The organism is Enterococcus sp. AZ170, from assembly GCF_050545135.1.
GTDB lineage: Bacteria > Bacillota > Bacilli > Lactobacillales > Enterococcaceae > Enterococcus_L > Enterococcus_L ureilyticus.
This window is the reverse complement of the sequence record NZ_CP172947.1, coordinates 3,382,502-3,397,260: the sequence shown is the minus strand read 5'-3', so window position 1 is coordinate 3,397,260 and position 14,759 is coordinate 3,382,502. Positions and strand designations below refer to the sequence as shown.

Here is a 14,759-nt window from a genome sequence, read left to right as displayed (position 1 = left end):
CTAGATGAAAATAATGATGCTATCAGGTATAACTGGTTCAGGAAAGTCTACTTTATTTAAAAAAATGATGATGAACTGTGAAAAACTAAATTTTTCATCCGTATTTTTTTTGTCAGCTTACCACTCTCAAAACGCATGTAAAGACTTAGAAAAAAGTTTGAAGGAGTTCTATGAAACCATAGAGGAATTTCTTGCGACACTTGAACGGATGGAAGGAAAAAAAGAGATAGGTCTGCTTTTGGAAAATTCTATGAGTAACAGTTTTATAGAAAATGAGACAACGAAAGAACTAGAAGAGCGAGTACTGGATAGGTTAAACAATTATGATACAAAACAAGTATTCTTGCAGCTTGAGGAAGATTCTATAGAGAAGAGATCCGTATTGTTAACAAAGAAGTACCGCACTCCAGCGTGGAGTGCTTATCTAGATTCGTTTCACCTTAATACCCAGGAATTGACTCAGATGTTTAAAGAAAAGCAGATAAAACTAAAACAGGCACATGCAAAAAATGACTTAGAAGGTTTCATACTGAACACTACCGCTATGGAATGGCAAGACTATGTAGATAAAATGATAGATTTTTGGCAGTCTTGATTTTACTATAGATAATGACTGTAAATCTAGAAGGAGTAGAGGAAGAATGAATGATATAATATATGAGCTTTTTAATAGAAAAAAAGAATTGAATAAGAGTAAAGGATACACATTTTATGATTCTCAATTTCATTTCTATTCACCGAACAGTAGAGATTTGGATAAAATTGATAAACTAATTGAAGACTATTCACATACTGGAGTCGACAAAATGAATCATACAAGACAGTTTGAAATAGTTATGATTACTTCTCCAGTTCTGTTTGAAAACATGTTCATTAAATTAAAGAACATGGAACATAATCTAATAAAAACATTTAAAGACGGCATTTTTCATAAAGAATACCTAGTTGGAAATGAAAGTACAATCTATATAGAAGAAACCGGGAATCCATGCTACCTAATATTAAAAGTAGATCTATGTTACTTTATTATTCTAAAAAATGAGGTTGACCTTAATTTGGCATTTAGGGTGGTGAGAGAGGTTATTTTTAGAACTTCTGAAGATGATGGCTTCATAATGTTTCACGCTGGAGCAGTTGTTTTTAAAGAAAGTGGAATTATGGTTTGTGGAGATAAGGCTTCAGGAAAAACAACGATGCTACTTTCACTGATTTTAAATGGAGCGGATTATATTTCTAATGATAGACTGTTGGTAAAGGAAACAAAACAAGGTTTTTTAATGAAATATTTTCCAATTTCTATGAGAATCGGCCGTGGAACGATAGCTGCTATTCCACAACTAGCAAAAAAAGTGAATGATAATGGTCAAAAATGGAGCAGGCCGCAAGTTGAAGAAATTAGAAATCAAGTGAATCTAGATGAACGTGAAGATTTTGGCTCGGCTGTGAAACTCGAAATTACTTCGAAAGAATTAAAAGAGCTATTCGCCGTAAATCTGAAAGAACAGGCTAATCTAAAAACAATTATTTTTCCTAAAATAAATCTGAGTATATCTGACATACATGTTTCAGAAATGGACAGTAAGAAGGCGGCGACATTATTGCAGGAACAATGTATGAGCCCTTTGGATGAAAATTGGATTGAACCATGGCTAAAAAAAAGAAGAGAGACCGATCAATTCATTTTAGAGTACTCGGAAAAATTGGTTGACCATATGATTGAACAAACAAAGGTTTATCAAATTGAGTTTGGGAAAAATATTTTTAATGATAGTCAACAGCTATTAAACGATTTTGAATAACGGAAGGAAAGTAGATGCAAAATAATAGTCAGAAATTTACTGAGATCCTTACTGGGTTGGCTAATGAAGGAACACAGTTTGCTTTAGATAGTGGGACTAAGGATATATATACTTTTTTATACCAGCATAAATTGACCCCGTTCTTTTTGAGTTATCCTAATGTATTGGCTGAAATGGATTTTGGTGAGGGAAAAAAAACTAGGGTATGTTTGAAGCAATATGAAAAAAAATTACTTGGAAAGAGTGAGAAACATTTAAAGTTGTTAGTTGAGTTGGCTAGTATATTTAAACGATCTGAAATCAGCTGGCTTCCTCTAAAGGGAATTTTACTATCAAAACGTCTATATAATCATTATCATATGAGAATAGTTGGAGATATTGATCTGTTGATCAGGAAAAAAGATATCTACACTGTGGCAGACAGTCTAGAAAAAAATGGATTTTTTATTAACAGAGAAGAAATGGAAAAAAGTTTAAACAATCACTACCACTATACTGCGTTTAAACAGGATATTCCGATTGAGATACATTGGAATATTGATTATGGGAACTTGGATTATCCCGATATCTTTTTTAAAGAAGCCCAAACGAATTATCTGCTAAATGAAGAGATAGAAATAGTAAGTGATGAAAATCAAATTATTTTGGCACTTGTTAATATTAGTAAAGACTGGTATACCAGAACTTGTTTATCCAAATATTTGGATTTGATTTTCTTATTAAAAATCGGGAAGTATGATTGTACCAGCTTGGCGAATAAGATTGAGCACTTTAAACTTAAAAATAGAATTTACCCAATAAAAATAATTCTTCAGCAATTATTTTCTTACTGGGGGATGACAGAGATTACCAGTAAACCATCACTACTTACGAAAATAGTTACAAAGTGCTTTATTAGATGTGAAGATGTGCTGCGATTAAAGCCACCTGCAATCTTAATACGAAAATTAGGAGAACAAATTATGTGGGATACTGCAAGTTATTATTATAGTTCAAGAGGAGGCCCTATAAAAAAATGTTTTTAGTGTTATTTTTAGTTATATTTTTTAGGTATGTAAGAATTAACTATAATATTTTATGGACATTGAACAAGTTGAAAACCCCCGCATTGGTCGAGGAACTCGATACTGGTCTCTTCACGTTGAATATTTGTATTCCATGTTTAAGAGAACAAAGTATTATTGAAAAAACCATATCAGAATTATTATCTTGTTTTAAGATTGTGAATGTTAGAATCTATGTTGTAACTACTTCAAAAGAAAATAGTGAAAAAACAGAGAATTATCATTATTTAGAAGAATTGGCTTGGAGTATATGCAAGAGGGAAAAGAGCTTTTCAATCTGTGAAAAATATAATCATTTATTTGATAGGGAAGAACTCATATGGATTTGTGAAAAGTATCAGTCAGAAGAATTCAAAGATGTTTTGGCATCTATTCAAGCAATCTATTCAGATAAAAAAACAACGTACGAAACAGTAGTAGAATCGATAAAAATAAACAATTGGAAAAATGTTATTTTACTAGAAGAAAAAAACGATACCAGCTGTATGGCCTCTCAAGTTAATTATTGTTGGAAGACTATCAATAATGAAAGTAGCGAGAAATCTCCAAATGACTATTTTATGGTCTATAATGCTGATTGTAAACCATCGACTGATTTAGAAGCCTCACTTGTCAAAGAGATAAAAGCCAATGAATATCCTGATGTGTTACAGCTTATAAGGGTTTATACTTTAAATTATTCACAATATTCTGGGATAATTGGCCATTATTTAAAAGGAAGTGCACTTTATCAGTCTAGGTGGAGTCTAGGTTATGAATATCCTATGTTAAAAAGAACTTCTGATAATTGGAAAAAACAATCTTTTATGTTTAAGTTAAGAAGTAGATACATGATTGGGCATGGAATGACTTTCCGAATGGACTTTTATGGGCAAATGGGAAAATTAAATGAAAAAACTAATTTGGAGGATTTATATACAGGTTATTTATTAAGTTGCCTGAAAATTCCGATAATACCTATTTTAGCTATTGAAAATACATTGAATCCGAGTACCATCTATTCATTATTTAATCAAAAAATGACATGGTTTTCAGGTATGTTTGATGTATTCAATTATAAGAATTATTACAAAAAAAATCACAAAGAAAATTATTATCGTTTACGTTCATACTACTTTACTATCTGTTTTCTTATCAGAGATACCTTCTCATGGCTGTTTGGGCCATCGATCTTGATTATCTGTTTGTTGCTTTCATTTACTAAACTGCCTTATTTTTTGCTATTGAGTACATTGATAACAGCAAATGCTTGTTTTTGCCTATTGCTCCAATATCAGCTAATGGAAAGAAACCTAATTAATAAAAAAAAATATAATTGGCTGTTCACGGCAATAGGAGTTGTATTTTATTCTTTTACAAGAAATTTGCCTGCACTAACATTTATTTTGAAGAAAATAAAAATAAAAAATTACAAGAAATACAAAACAGATAGGTAATAATTTTTTATGAAGGAAGTGAGAGCACTAAATGGAATTTACTAAATCAATAAAAGAGTATTATGCTGCGCAATCATTGATTGTCGGTGGCGTAAAGAAAATGAATAAATTAGGACCAATAGAAAAATTTCCCATTTATTTTTCACGAGCAAAAGGTTCTATTGTTTGGGATATTGATGGAAATGAATATGTAGATTTTATTTCTGGAAAGGGTGCGATAATATTAGGTTATGCAAATGATGAAGTGAACAGTCAGGTTGTTAATCAGATAAATATGTCTAATTTTATGCCATTGAGTAATCCTATACAAAATGAACTGGCAAGAATAATCAATGAAAAAATTCCATGCGCAGAAAGGGTCAGACTTTTTAGAACCGGATCTTGTGCGGCCTCTGCGTTGATAAGATTAGCCAGAGCATATACTAAAAAAGAGATTATTCTAACATCAGGTTACCATGGGTGGCATGATACTTTTACTGGGGTACGAAATGGAGTTTTAACAGAAAATAGCAACTATACATTGGATTTCCAATATAACGTCAATCTTTTAGAAAAACTTTTAGTCAAATATTCTGGCTCAGTAGCGGCTATATTTATTACACCGGAACTCTGTTTCTTTGGTAAAGAATTTTATGAAGAATGTTTTCACCTATCGAGAAAATATAACACCCTATTCCTATTTGATGAAATAAAAACAGGTTTCAGAACGAGTTTAGAAGGATTTCAGAGTAAAATAGGAATAATTCCAGATGCAGCTACTTTTAGTAAAGCTATGGGTAATGGATATGCGATTTCTGCAGTAGCAGGTTTTGATAAGCTGATGTTTGCCGAAGAAGAAACTCATTTATCTGGGACATTTGATACAGAAGCATCTTCTATAAGGGCATCGATAAGTACAATTGAATTGCTTGAAAAATATAATGTCGCTTCATATATAGAAAATTTAGGACGATACTTTGCTGAAGAATTGGACAAATTATTTTTAAAAAAGAAATTCCCAGCAAAATGTTTTTACAAAGATGCTTCGGCTTTTCATATCATATTTGAGACTGAAGATTTAGGGAATGAATTTTATGGAGAATCGATAAATAGAGGAATCTTGTTTTATTGTTTTAATAATGTTAACCTTAATTATTCACACAAAAAACATCAAATTGATGACGTTTTGAATAAGCTGGTCAATGTTATTGACGTTTTGACATTTGATAAAGGACTTTTAACGGAATCTGCTTATAAAAATTATTTGATTAAAAATAGGTTTGTATCTGAGTATGAATAACGAATTGATTAAAGAATATCTATCTGCAGCCTATGATAGTATGCCAAAAAAAATTGAACGAATTCAATCAAAATTTGAAACGAATAACCTATATCTTCTAAAAAATGGCAAACAGTGCAGAGTCTTAAAATTTTATAAATCTAGGCACTCATTTGTAACAGATACAAATTGTTTAAAGTTGATTTATGGTGATTCGTTTATTTTAAATAGGCGTATAGATAATGAAACATCAACAACTAACATTTATTCGGTGATAATGGAATATGTACCTGGAGAAACAGTCCAATTTAATGAAGAACAGTCCTCGGATACACAAGTCAAACTGGCCCGAAAAATTGGTGAAGCATTATGTTGTTTCCACAGATATTCTAGACAGCTAGTCAATCAACAGACAGGTACATTTTTACCTGTAAACTGGAAGGTATATGTTAATGATAGGATTAAGCAGTTTGAGTTAAATTTGCAAGACCGACAACTGGGTCTTGCAATAAATTATTTGAAAGAAAAAAGTATTTTTAATCAGACCAAAGAAGAAATGACCTCTCAGCTTCTCCATAACGATCTTCTTTCAGATAATATTATCTACAATCATGTAAAAGATCAAGTTTACCTAATTGATTTTGAACGAGCGATTGTTGGACACTATGAGTATGATTTTGCTAAGTTGTTTTGGCGAACCTTTCACTTTGATACTTCAACAATAAAACATTTTTTACACGGATATGGAATAGATAGGATTGATGAGACATTTGAAAAAAATCAAATTTTCTATCTTGTTTTTCATATACTCGAAATGATTAGTTATTTAAATAGTCAAAAAGAAACTATAGAAAATAAGAAAACCTACGAATCAGGATACAGTATTTTAACATTTCTTATTCAAACTGATTTTAATATCTATCCCTCATCTGATGATTTGTTGGATGATGGAGGGTATGGTAAATTTCACAAATGATGTTTTTTCGAATGCTGTTTCAGCAACCGTTATAAAAATACAAATGAGGATAGGATAGATGAAAAAAACATATAATATTATCCAATATTTTTTGATTGTTACTTTTTTCTGCACAATATCAACAGTTATTGCAATAAAAATACCTGTTGATATTAGAGCGACAGAAACTATTACATTAGTAAAAAAGAGCGAATCAAAAAGTTATCGTTTTATAGGAAATGGGAACATAATTACGAATCAGGTATATGTTTATAAAGAACGAAATCAAGATGTTCAGGTAGGGAATGTGGTTGATCAAGAGGGAACGTATATTTATATTGATTTTCCCACTGAGGAACACGCAGAGTTACACTTACGTCTAAAAGAAAAATATATTCTTGAATATACAACGAAACAACTTTCACTTTTAGAATTATTATTTTGCAGAGGAGGGAAGACTTTTGAATAGAAAAGAAAATTTTATCAGTACCTATAAATTTATTGATATTTTTTTGAAGGGATATAAGGGAAACCTGTTGCTTTTTTTTATTAGCTGCTTCTTTGATTATTTTTTATATATTATTACTCCGATTATTTTTGGTTTAATGCTGGATCAAATTGTCTACTACAAAAATATCAGTTTATTTTTGTCAATAAGCAGTCTCATTATCGTGTTTTTATTTTTTTATATTTTTCTCTATGTACATATGTATAAACAACACGATATTCTAACTACTGGTTTCATTATGAATGTCAAAAAGAAGGCTTACGAGCATCTGTTAGAAAGTAAATCAATATATTTTATTAATAAAAAAGCAGGTGAAATTGTTACTATTGTTAATCAGTATAGTAATGATTGTTTGGCATTTTTGATAAAAGACATTATTTTTAATCTAAATAATCTTTTTAATGTCATTTTTTGCCTAGCCTATATTTATATAATGAATGTTCAACTCGGATTCCTTATCTCACTGCTTATACCAATATCGGTATTTTTTTCTACATTGTTAAACAAGAAAATAAATAGCTTGTTTAATAACAATAGAGTACTTAAAGAAAAATATGATGGTAGAATTTTTGACTTGCTGGCTAATTTTACTGAAATAAAATTTTTGAGTGGAGAAAAAAATGCTATAAAAATATTTAGCTTTGAAAATAACAAACTTCTAGATAACAAGTTAAAGGTAGATACTTCGATAAATAATTTGAAAATTCTTTATGAAGGGATCAACCTTATTATACAGTTGATCATATACAGCCTTTTAGCGATGTTTTCTTATAGAAACCAATTAACAATAGGAATGATTTCAGTCATTCTCATCTATTTTTTTGATATAGGAAAATGTTTATCTGCTATTGTTCATTCTAACTTGGTTGCACAAGAGAGAATAAACAATATACATGAACTGAAGATGTTTCTTCATTCAGAAAGTGAAAAAGAGTATGATGGTTATGATGATATCCAAATAACTGCTGGGCAAATTGATTTTTGTAAAGTCAATTTCAGTTATAAAAAGAAAGCGGATATTTTAAAGGATCTGTCACTCTCAATGTCTCCAGGAGAAAGGATCGCAATCGTTGGTGAAAGTGGTAGTGGAAAATCTACGCTAGCATTATTACTATTAAGATTTATGGAGATACAGTCGGGTGGCATATTTATCGATAATCAGGATATAACAAAATTTTCTGTAAAAAGTTTGAGAAGAAATATTGGGATTGTTCAGCAACAGATATTAGTATTTCCAGGAACATTAAGAGAGAACATCACTATGGGCAAAATGGATGTTAGCGATGAAAAAATTCTTGATGCCTGTAATCGAGCAGGCTTAAATGATTTCCTTCGAATGCAGCCAGAAAAATTGGATACTTGGATAAGTGATACAGAGAATATTTTTTCTGGGGGACAACTACAAATGTTAGGAATTGCCAGAATTTGTCTTGAGGATCCAGCCATTCTCATTTTTGATGAGGCAACGAGGGGATTAGATAAAATATCTGAGGCAAAAGTTTTAGCTTCGTGGGAGAATTTGACTCAGAACAAAACAGCTATTATGATAACCCACAAATTGAGTAATACCAATTATTGTGACAGGGTGATTGTGCTAAAGGCTGGGGAAATCATTGAAACAGGTGCGCCGAATGAAGTATTAATACGGTCAGCTGAGCTAAAGAAACTATTTAATACAGGAGGGGGATATGATTAAGGAGAATGGGTTAATTAAAACTAAGGTCAGTTTATTTAAGACATTTAATTATAAGGGACTGATAAAAAGAAAGCTGTTATTATTCAGTGGACTTCTGTGTTTGTTGCTGTCTGGTTCCCAGTTCTTATTTCCACTTCTGTATAAAAGTTTCATTAATGAAGTAATTTTGGAAAAGAAAATTGCAGTATTGCCACAGTTACTGTTACTGTATGTAGTTGCTTATGTTGTTAAAAGTGCGATAAATATGATCTATTTTAAGGTGAGTTACAAAAATGCATTTGCTCTAGTTAGAGGAGTGAAAGAGCTATTATGGAAAAAAGAGATTTCCAAAAGTCTATCTGCATTGAATGGGCTGGATATCGAGGATAAATTCATAAATATCGAAGCGGATACAAGACCGTTATACACTTTTTTATCCGAACAAATTGAAGGATACATTGTTCAGCTTTTTACAGCGGTCGCAGCAATCCTGTTATTATTTTTGATTAATCTAAAACTAGGTTTTTTAGCATTAATAGTCTCAGTGATTTCAATTGTAGTGGACGGAATGATTTCAAAAGCGCAAGGTAAGATGAATTTGGAGAACAGGGAAAATGATCGGACGATTTCAAATTGGATTAAAAATTCTGTTTATGGTTGGAAAGATATTAAGGCCTTTGGAATGCAGAACTTTCAGATGGAAAAATTTAGTAAATTAGTACAAAATTACGCATCGTATCATCGGAAATGGACAAATCTTTGGGTGATTAGCAATAGAATTCTTCCAAGAGTAAAAAATGAATTTATTGCAAAATTTAGTTTATATTTTTTTGGCGGATTGTTAATTATACAAAATGAAATGACGGTAGGATCCCTATTGGTTTTTATATCCTACTTCAATTTTTTTCTCCAATCTATTAATCAATTGACTGCTATAAACAACAGCCTGAATAATGACAAGCCATACTACGCTAATATCTCTGCAGAGTTGAATACTATTCAAACCATACTAAAAGTTCCTCAAAATGAACGGATACTTGAGAATATAGATTCTATAGAATTTGAGAACATTTCTTTTTCATACAATCATAAACCTGTGTTGAATAACTGTTCATTTGTTATTAATAGAGGGGATAAAGTAGCGATCATTGGAAATAGCGGTTCTGGAAAGTCAACATTGATGAAGTTACTTGCAGGAATTGTTTTCCCTGATCAAGGCAGAATTCTTTTATCAGGAAATGCTATCAAAGAAATTGGAGAAAGTACCATATTGAAGAGAATTGGCTTTGTTTTTCAAGATGCCAATCTTTTTTCAAGTACGATCGAGGAAAATCTCTTTTTTGGTTTGGATAAAAAGAGTAGGCTGCAGCATCAAATGGACATAGAAAAAAGTAATTTACTGACTTTTGTGCAGGAATCTTCAGCAGGTTATGAGCGTAACATTGGTGATAAGGGGATGAAACTTTCAGGTGGTCAGAAACAGAGATTGATGATTGCCCGACAAGTGGTTAGAGAAATAGAAGTTCTTGTTCTTGATGAGGCGACTAATTCTTTGGATTTAAATAATGAAAGAGGCATTCTGTCTGAATTGGATACTATTTGGACGCACATAAGCACCCTTATCATTATTTCTCACCGTAGGTCTACTATAGAGAAGTGTAATCGATTCTTAAAAGTAGTAGATGGCAAAGTTATAGAGCTTGACAGGGAGGAGGCGCTGTTAGGTGTTGAATAGTATGGAACAAGAAATGATCGCAAAAAATAATAACTTAAAAAGTTCCAACCTGGATGAATATCTGGAGAATCATATTTTACCGATTTACTCAGAATTTGATCAGGGACATGATCCAGAACACATCATGGAAGTTTTAGAACGATCTTTGAGTATAGCAAAGCTATTTAAATTTGTAGATTTACAGGTAGTGAAAATAGTAGCATATTTTCATGATATTGGGTTGAATAAAGGACGGAGAAATCATCACTACTATTCTGCTCAGTTATTGGCACAAGATCCAGTTATTTCTCGTAAATATTCTGAAAAAGAAATCACAATAATGATGGAAGCCATTGAAGACCATCGTGCTTCCAATCGTGGGAAACCACGGAATTTATATGGCACTATATTATCACAAGCAGATAATATTACAGATGCATCGAAGATAATAAGGCGAACCTTAAGCTATGGGAAAGATGTATTCAGTCATTATGATGAAGAAAGTCAGATTATGCGCGCCTATTTCTATCTAGTAAATAAATATTCTGAAGGTGGATACTATGAAATGCAACTCGATATTCAAGGAGATCAGGAGCGTCTTTTAAACTTGAGGGAAATCTTAAAAACCTATATTGGGTTTAGAGCATATTGTGTAAAAATAATGAAAGAGGAAACTGAAATCCTGACTTTAAGAGAATAAATAGCATGAGCATATTTAATTGTCCAGATAAAATATAAAAATAGTAATGAAGGCTGAATAATTTATCAGAGGAGACTTTGATCAATCATTCAGTTTTTTTAGTTTATTATATCTTTTAATTAGTAGTGTAGTAATGAAATATCAAAATTTTATTATTAAAATGAACTTTATTACCAAAATAGAGACCGTATTTTGAAAGGTATTCTTTATAGAGACAAAGGAATATTCATGTGATTAACTATACTAAAGGTTAGCATAAAATAATCAAAACAAGGAGAAGACTGAAGGAAAAATAAACTGACTGCTGACATCCACGAAAAAGCATCTAAATCTTTTAAATATGCTACAAGAAAATGGGAATGTATTTCAATAAATTCTCTAATAAGGGGGAATGACAGAATGATCAAAGTAAATATTAAAAATCAGTTTAATAATAAAGCTTTTCAATGCAGTGAAGATGGCAAAGAAGTAACTCTAACCCCATTAGGTTCTGGGTTTCCTCTACCATCAGCAAATACTTTTGAAAAAAGCAATTATGATATTCATTACGCTGATGATTTAGATAATTTTGAATGTAAAGGAAATATTGTTGATATTCACTGCAGTGACTCTGTTTCAGTAGTGAGATTAATAGCATTAGGTCTTTATGGAGATTATCACGAATCGGTTGTTATAGGGGAAGATAATAAAACGACAGAGTATAAAGTAACCTTCCCATTTATGCACCGGACTTCTTTATCTGAAAAGGAAGCAAAATTATTTTATACTTCTGAATATGTTGTATCGCAAAGCTCTCTTTCTGGTGTTGTCAAACAAGGAATATCACTTTTTGAAATTGAAATCAACTTGTATCAGCAAACTAAAATTAGTTTCATAAAGTTTCCAAGGCACTTAGGGGTACATATTTTTGCAATAACATTATTCTAAAATAATGAGAGAGAGGAATTAGATGAATGTTACAGGAGCCTCAACTGAACTGTTTTGAAGTACTCATTGCAGAAAAACTTATAGAATTAAATATTGATTACAAAAATTTTTTCTGGAGAGCAGGATTAAACTACTACAAAAGCCAGAATAATGAAAAGAACATAGTCAACGTTCAACCATATTATTACGACTATTATCTTAATAAGTATTTTGGCATTCAATTTATTGAAACCATTAATCCACCTATAGAAGAGATAATAAGAGATCAAGGAGAATACTTAATAAAATTAGACTATTTCTATTTGAATTATTGTCATATGTTTCAGAAAAACCATCATGTTCATGCGTTAATTATTAAAGTGAAAAAAAATATGATCTTCGTTCAAGATAATTATTTTAACTATCAAGATGAAGTTGAGCCTGAACTACTTATTTCATGGTGGAATCAATCTCAAAAACACTTGAACTGCAAACTGATTGATCTGAAAAAAGCAAAACATACCTCAAAAACAATCAGTACTGTTGATGCTATAGCGGATAATTTAAAAATAATGACAGAGGCAGCACAATATGAGAACTATGAGAACTATCTATCTTATTGTGGCTTATCTGGGTTGAAAGAGATGACTACGGATATCGTAAGTGCAATAAGAGAAAGAAACTTTATTGCGATTGATTTCCTGTTAGAAGAGATAGACAAGATCTGTAGAAGTAGAAAACAGGCGGCAGACTTTTTTAGATTAAGAAAAAGACAAAATTTGGAAAATGAATATTTAAATTCTTATAGTAAATGGTCGAATATATTTTTAACACTTATGAAGGCAGTGATAGCAGAAAAAGCAAATTTGAAAGATATTGAGAAGCAATTTAAGGAGATCGTTCACTTGGAGAGTGCGATTATTGATATGTTACAAAAAGAATTTGATATATTAGATAGTAAGGTAAGGGATTAATTCAGATATATGAAAGTTACCTGTTGCTACTTTTGTTATAGCGGAATTTTATTTGAGTGCTATTATCAATTTCTTAAACTAGATGGAGGGAAGGGTCTTCTCCTAAGAAATGCGATACTAGGTTTAAGTTATACAAGAGGCTGGTCTAGATTTACATTCGTATTGGCTTCTACAAAGCTTTTAAGGCTAAACAATCTACTAAGATGGTTTGTGAAAGCTTAGAAAAAAAGTGTGAGATAGAGTTAAATAGCCTTTGACGGCATTCCAAAATGTTAAGATTGGCAAGGTCAATGATGTTAAGTTTGGTAGTGAGGATGGCTAAATTTATTGAGAACACGACAAAAATGGAACTGAGATTATTTTTATTATGTTTGAGATGAAAAATGAAGGTGATGAGACTGAAACTAAAAAGAAAAATGAACGCTTTTTCAAAGAATTAGACAAAGATAAAAATGAGAAAAAGGTGAATAGGCTATTCTCGTTTCTATGCTTGAAGCAGATAATGAGCTTTGATAGTAGATGTTTCCTAGGAATATGAAAAAATGTATATGATTCGTCCTCAATTCTTTATTCCGATTATCTCGCTTCTTAGAAATGCTGTACTTAATTTCTTGGAGTATAAGCAAGAAGTAGTTTTTATGCGGGAGCAAAATATAGATATTACTAATTTTGAATAAGAGCAAGATGTACTCCTCTCTTCTGAGAATAATTTGAGAGTGGCAAATAATAATGCTGAGGATTTAACGGTGAAGAAAAAGTTTGATAATATTCATAGAGGAGTGATTTGAGATGAAACTACATAAATTGAATAATAAAAAGCATTTATTACAATCGAACCGCGAGAGGTTAAAATATCTTACTCCTCATCTCAACCCCATTCTTCTTGAGATGTCTGCTGACTGTCTGTCTATGACAACCATATATATCAGCTAGTTCATATATGGTGCAACTATCTTTGTATTTAGCTACTATTTCAGAAATCTCCTTATCAGATAATAGCTTCTGACGAGGTTTACTAGATTTAATATCACAAATTATCTCGTCATATTTCTTCAAATTGTTCTTACAAGAATTACCAGCCTTATATTCCATTATTCTATCAGTAAGGTTTATATCAAGGACCGATAGGGCGATTGAAAGAACAGAGTTTTCACTCTGTTCTTTTTTTCTATTTAAGTTGATTTAGCAGTGAATTACTTGAATGTTTATCTTTTCTTATCAAATTAGGCATTCTCCTTTATTAAACAGTTGAAATTATGTATAATTAAGGTCAGTATTAGTCAAGGGAAAAGGATGAGTGTGATGAGTAATCAAAATACTTCGGATTTAATAGAAGCATATTTAAAGAAGATACTTGAAGAAAGCAGCAAGATTGAGATTCGCAGAGCTGAAATGGCTCATTTATTCAATTGTGTTCCGTCCCAGATTAATTATGTCATTAATACACGCTTTACGATTCAAAGAGGCTATTCAGTAGAAAGTAAACGCGGTGGTGGAGGATATATTCGGATTGCTAAGGTCCAAATTTCTGATAGTGATCAATTACTAAAACAAATTGCCAAGTTTACAGGAAATGAGCTTTCAGAAAAGGATGCACTGATTTTTATACAAAAGTTATATGAAGAAGAAGTAATCACCAAAAGAGAAGGAAATCTGATGCTCTCTGTCCTGGGTAAACAAGTTTTAGGCAAAGCAGGAAAAAGTGAAGAATATTTACGTGCTCAATTGATGCAGTCGTTTTTAGAACGTTTGAGTTACGAGGAGGAATGA

At 31.3% G+C, this 14,759-nt stretch carries 14 protein-coding genes and 1 pseudogene; 14 read left to right on the top strand and 1 reads right to left on the bottom strand.

The genetic code is table 11. The annotated features are described in order from the left end of the window. Positions 1 to 4 precede the first annotated feature (4 nt). The 13 genes and pseudogenes from IGJ55_RS16245 to IGJ55_RS16185 form a co-directional block, all read left to right on the top strand. Positions 5 to 595, top strand: a complete 591-nt coding sequence (locus tag IGJ55_RS16245; RefSeq protein ID WP_069639727.1) for an ATP-binding protein — start codon at positions 5 to 7, stop codon at positions 593 to 595. A gap of 46 nt (positions 596 to 641) precedes the next feature. Continuing rightward, positions 642 to 1,799 (top strand): hypothetical protein, encoded by a 1,158-nt coding sequence (locus IGJ55_RS16240; protein ID WP_430606886.1) that lies wholly within the window; start codon positions 642 to 644, stop codon positions 1,797 to 1,799. Between the two features lie 14 nt (positions 1,800 to 1,813). Further along, complete coding sequence (locus IGJ55_RS16235) at positions 1,814 to 2,824, top strand: nucleotidyltransferase family protein (protein WP_207120495.1); 1,011 nt, start codon at positions 1,814 to 1,816, stop codon at positions 2,822 to 2,824. After that, positions 2,815 to 4,299 carry a hypothetical protein gene (locus tag IGJ55_RS16230; protein ID WP_069639730.1) on the top strand — a complete coding sequence of 495 codons (1,485 nt, stop codon included), beginning with the start codon at positions 2,815 to 2,817 and terminating at the stop codon, positions 4,297 to 4,299. Before IGJ55_RS16235 ends, IGJ55_RS16230 begins: the two co-directional genes overlap by 10 nt. Before the next feature lie 31 nt (positions 4,300 to 4,330). Continuing rightward, positions 4,331 to 5,578 (top strand): aminotransferase class III-fold pyridoxal phosphate-dependent enzyme, encoded by a 1,248-nt coding sequence (locus IGJ55_RS16225; protein WP_069639731.1) that lies wholly within the window; start codon positions 4,331 to 4,333, stop codon positions 5,576 to 5,578. Continuing rightward, a complete protein-coding gene (locus IGJ55_RS16220; RefSeq protein WP_429948241.1) occupies positions 5,571 to 6,533 on the top strand; it encodes an aminoglycoside phosphotransferase family protein in 963 nt (320 codons plus the stop codon). The genes IGJ55_RS16225 and IGJ55_RS16220 overlap by 8 nt, the downstream gene beginning before the upstream one ends. Before the next feature lie 58 nt (positions 6,534 to 6,591). After that, the gene (locus tag IGJ55_RS16215) at positions 6,592 to 6,981 is read left to right on the top strand and encodes a hypothetical protein (protein WP_429948243.1); all 390 of its coding nucleotides are present in this window, start codon (positions 6,592 to 6,594) and stop codon (positions 6,979 to 6,981) included. After that, positions 6,974 to 8,716, top strand: a complete 1,743-nt coding sequence (locus IGJ55_RS16210) for an ABC transporter ATP-binding protein (RefSeq protein ID WP_207120493.1) — start codon at positions 6,974 to 6,976, stop codon at positions 8,714 to 8,716. Before IGJ55_RS16215 ends, IGJ55_RS16210 begins: the two co-directional genes overlap by 8 nt. Continuing rightward, the gene (locus tag IGJ55_RS16205) at positions 8,709 to 10,430 is read left to right on the top strand and encodes an ABC transporter ATP-binding protein (RefSeq protein WP_069639735.1); all 1,722 of its coding nucleotides are present in this window, start codon (positions 8,709 to 8,711) and stop codon (positions 10,428 to 10,430) included. Before IGJ55_RS16210 ends, IGJ55_RS16205 begins: the two co-directional genes overlap by 8 nt. A gap of 1 nt (position 10,431) precedes the next feature. After that, positions 10,432 to 11,109, top strand: coding sequence for an HD domain-containing protein (locus IGJ55_RS16200; protein WP_141707034.1), 678 nt, complete (start codon positions 10,432 to 10,434; stop codon positions 11,107 to 11,109). Between the two features lie 399 nt (positions 11,110 to 11,508). After that, positions 11,509 to 12,036, top strand: coding sequence for a hypothetical protein (locus IGJ55_RS16195; protein ID WP_429948247.1), 528 nt, complete (start codon positions 11,509 to 11,511; stop codon positions 12,034 to 12,036). A 26-nt stretch (positions 12,037 to 12,062) separates the two neighbouring features. After that, entirely contained in the window at positions 12,063 to 12,989 is a 927-nt protein-coding gene (locus IGJ55_RS16190; RefSeq protein ID WP_069639738.1) for a hypothetical protein, read from the top strand. A gap of 161 nt (positions 12,990 to 13,150) precedes the next feature. Further along, positions 13,151 to 13,777, top strand: a pseudogene (locus IGJ55_RS16185) (DUF2130 domain-containing protein); the annotation flags it as partial. Positions 13,778 to 13,835: 58 nt separating this feature from the next. Here the strand turns inward: IGJ55_RS16185 and IGJ55_RS16180 are convergent. Next, positions 13,836 to 14,081 carry a helix-turn-helix domain-containing protein gene (locus IGJ55_RS16180; RefSeq protein ID WP_379896171.1) on the bottom strand — a complete coding sequence of 82 codons (246 nt, stop codon included), beginning with the start codon at positions 14,079 to 14,081 and terminating at the stop codon, positions 13,836 to 13,838. A 210-nt stretch (positions 14,082 to 14,291) separates the two neighbouring features. Here IGJ55_RS16180 and IGJ55_RS16175 point away from each other — a divergent pair, with 210 nt between their 5' ends. Beyond that, entirely contained in the window at positions 14,292 to 14,759 is a 468-nt protein-coding gene (locus tag IGJ55_RS16175) for a CtsR family transcriptional regulator (RefSeq protein ID WP_069639739.1), read from the top strand.

What these genes read in the sequence shown, in the direction of transcription:
- IGJ55_RS16245 (WP_069639727.1), top strand. Translation starts at nt 5, where the DNA reads ATGAAAATAATGATGCTATCAGGTATAACTGGTTCAGGAAAGTCTACT.
- IGJ55_RS16240 (WP_430606886.1), top strand. Translation starts at nt 642, where the DNA reads ATGAATGATATAATATATGAGCTTTTTAATAGAAAAAAAGAATTGAAT.
- IGJ55_RS16235 (WP_207120495.1), top strand. Translation starts at nt 1,814, where the DNA reads ATGCAAAATAATAGTCAGAAATTTACTGAGATCCTTACTGGGTTGGCT.
- IGJ55_RS16230 (WP_069639730.1), top strand. Translation starts at nt 2,815, where the DNA reads ATGTTTTTAGTGTTATTTTTAGTTATATTTTTTAGGTATGTAAGAATT.
- IGJ55_RS16225 (WP_069639731.1), top strand. Translation starts at nt 4,331, where the DNA reads ATGGAATTTACTAAATCAATAAAAGAGTATTATGCTGCGCAATCATTG.
- IGJ55_RS16220 (WP_429948241.1), top strand. Translation starts at nt 5,571, where the DNA reads ATGAATAACGAATTGATTAAAGAATATCTATCTGCAGCCTATGATAGT.
- IGJ55_RS16215 (WP_429948243.1), top strand. Translation starts at nt 6,592, where the DNA reads ATGAAAAAAACATATAATATTATCCAATATTTTTTGATTGTTACTTTT.
- IGJ55_RS16205 (WP_069639735.1), top strand. Translation starts at nt 8,709, where the DNA reads ATGATTAAGGAGAATGGGTTAATTAAAACTAAGGTCAGTTTATTTAAG.
- IGJ55_RS16200 (WP_141707034.1), top strand. Translation starts at nt 10,432, where the DNA reads ATGGAACAAGAAATGATCGCAAAAAATAATAACTTAAAAAGTTCCAAC.
- IGJ55_RS16195 (WP_429948247.1), top strand. Translation starts at nt 11,509, where the DNA reads ATGATCAAAGTAAATATTAAAAATCAGTTTAATAATAAAGCTTTTCAA.
- IGJ55_RS16190 (WP_069639738.1), top strand. Translation starts at nt 12,063, where the DNA reads ATGTTACAGGAGCCTCAACTGAACTGTTTTGAAGTACTCATTGCAGAA.
- IGJ55_RS16180 (WP_379896171.1), bottom strand. Translation starts at nt 14,081, where the DNA reads ATGGAATATAAGGCTGGTAATTCTTGTAAGAACAATTTGAAGAAATAT.
- IGJ55_RS16175 (WP_069639739.1), top strand. Translation starts at nt 14,292, where the DNA reads ATGAGTAATCAAAATACTTCGGATTTAATAGAAGCATATTTAAAGAAG.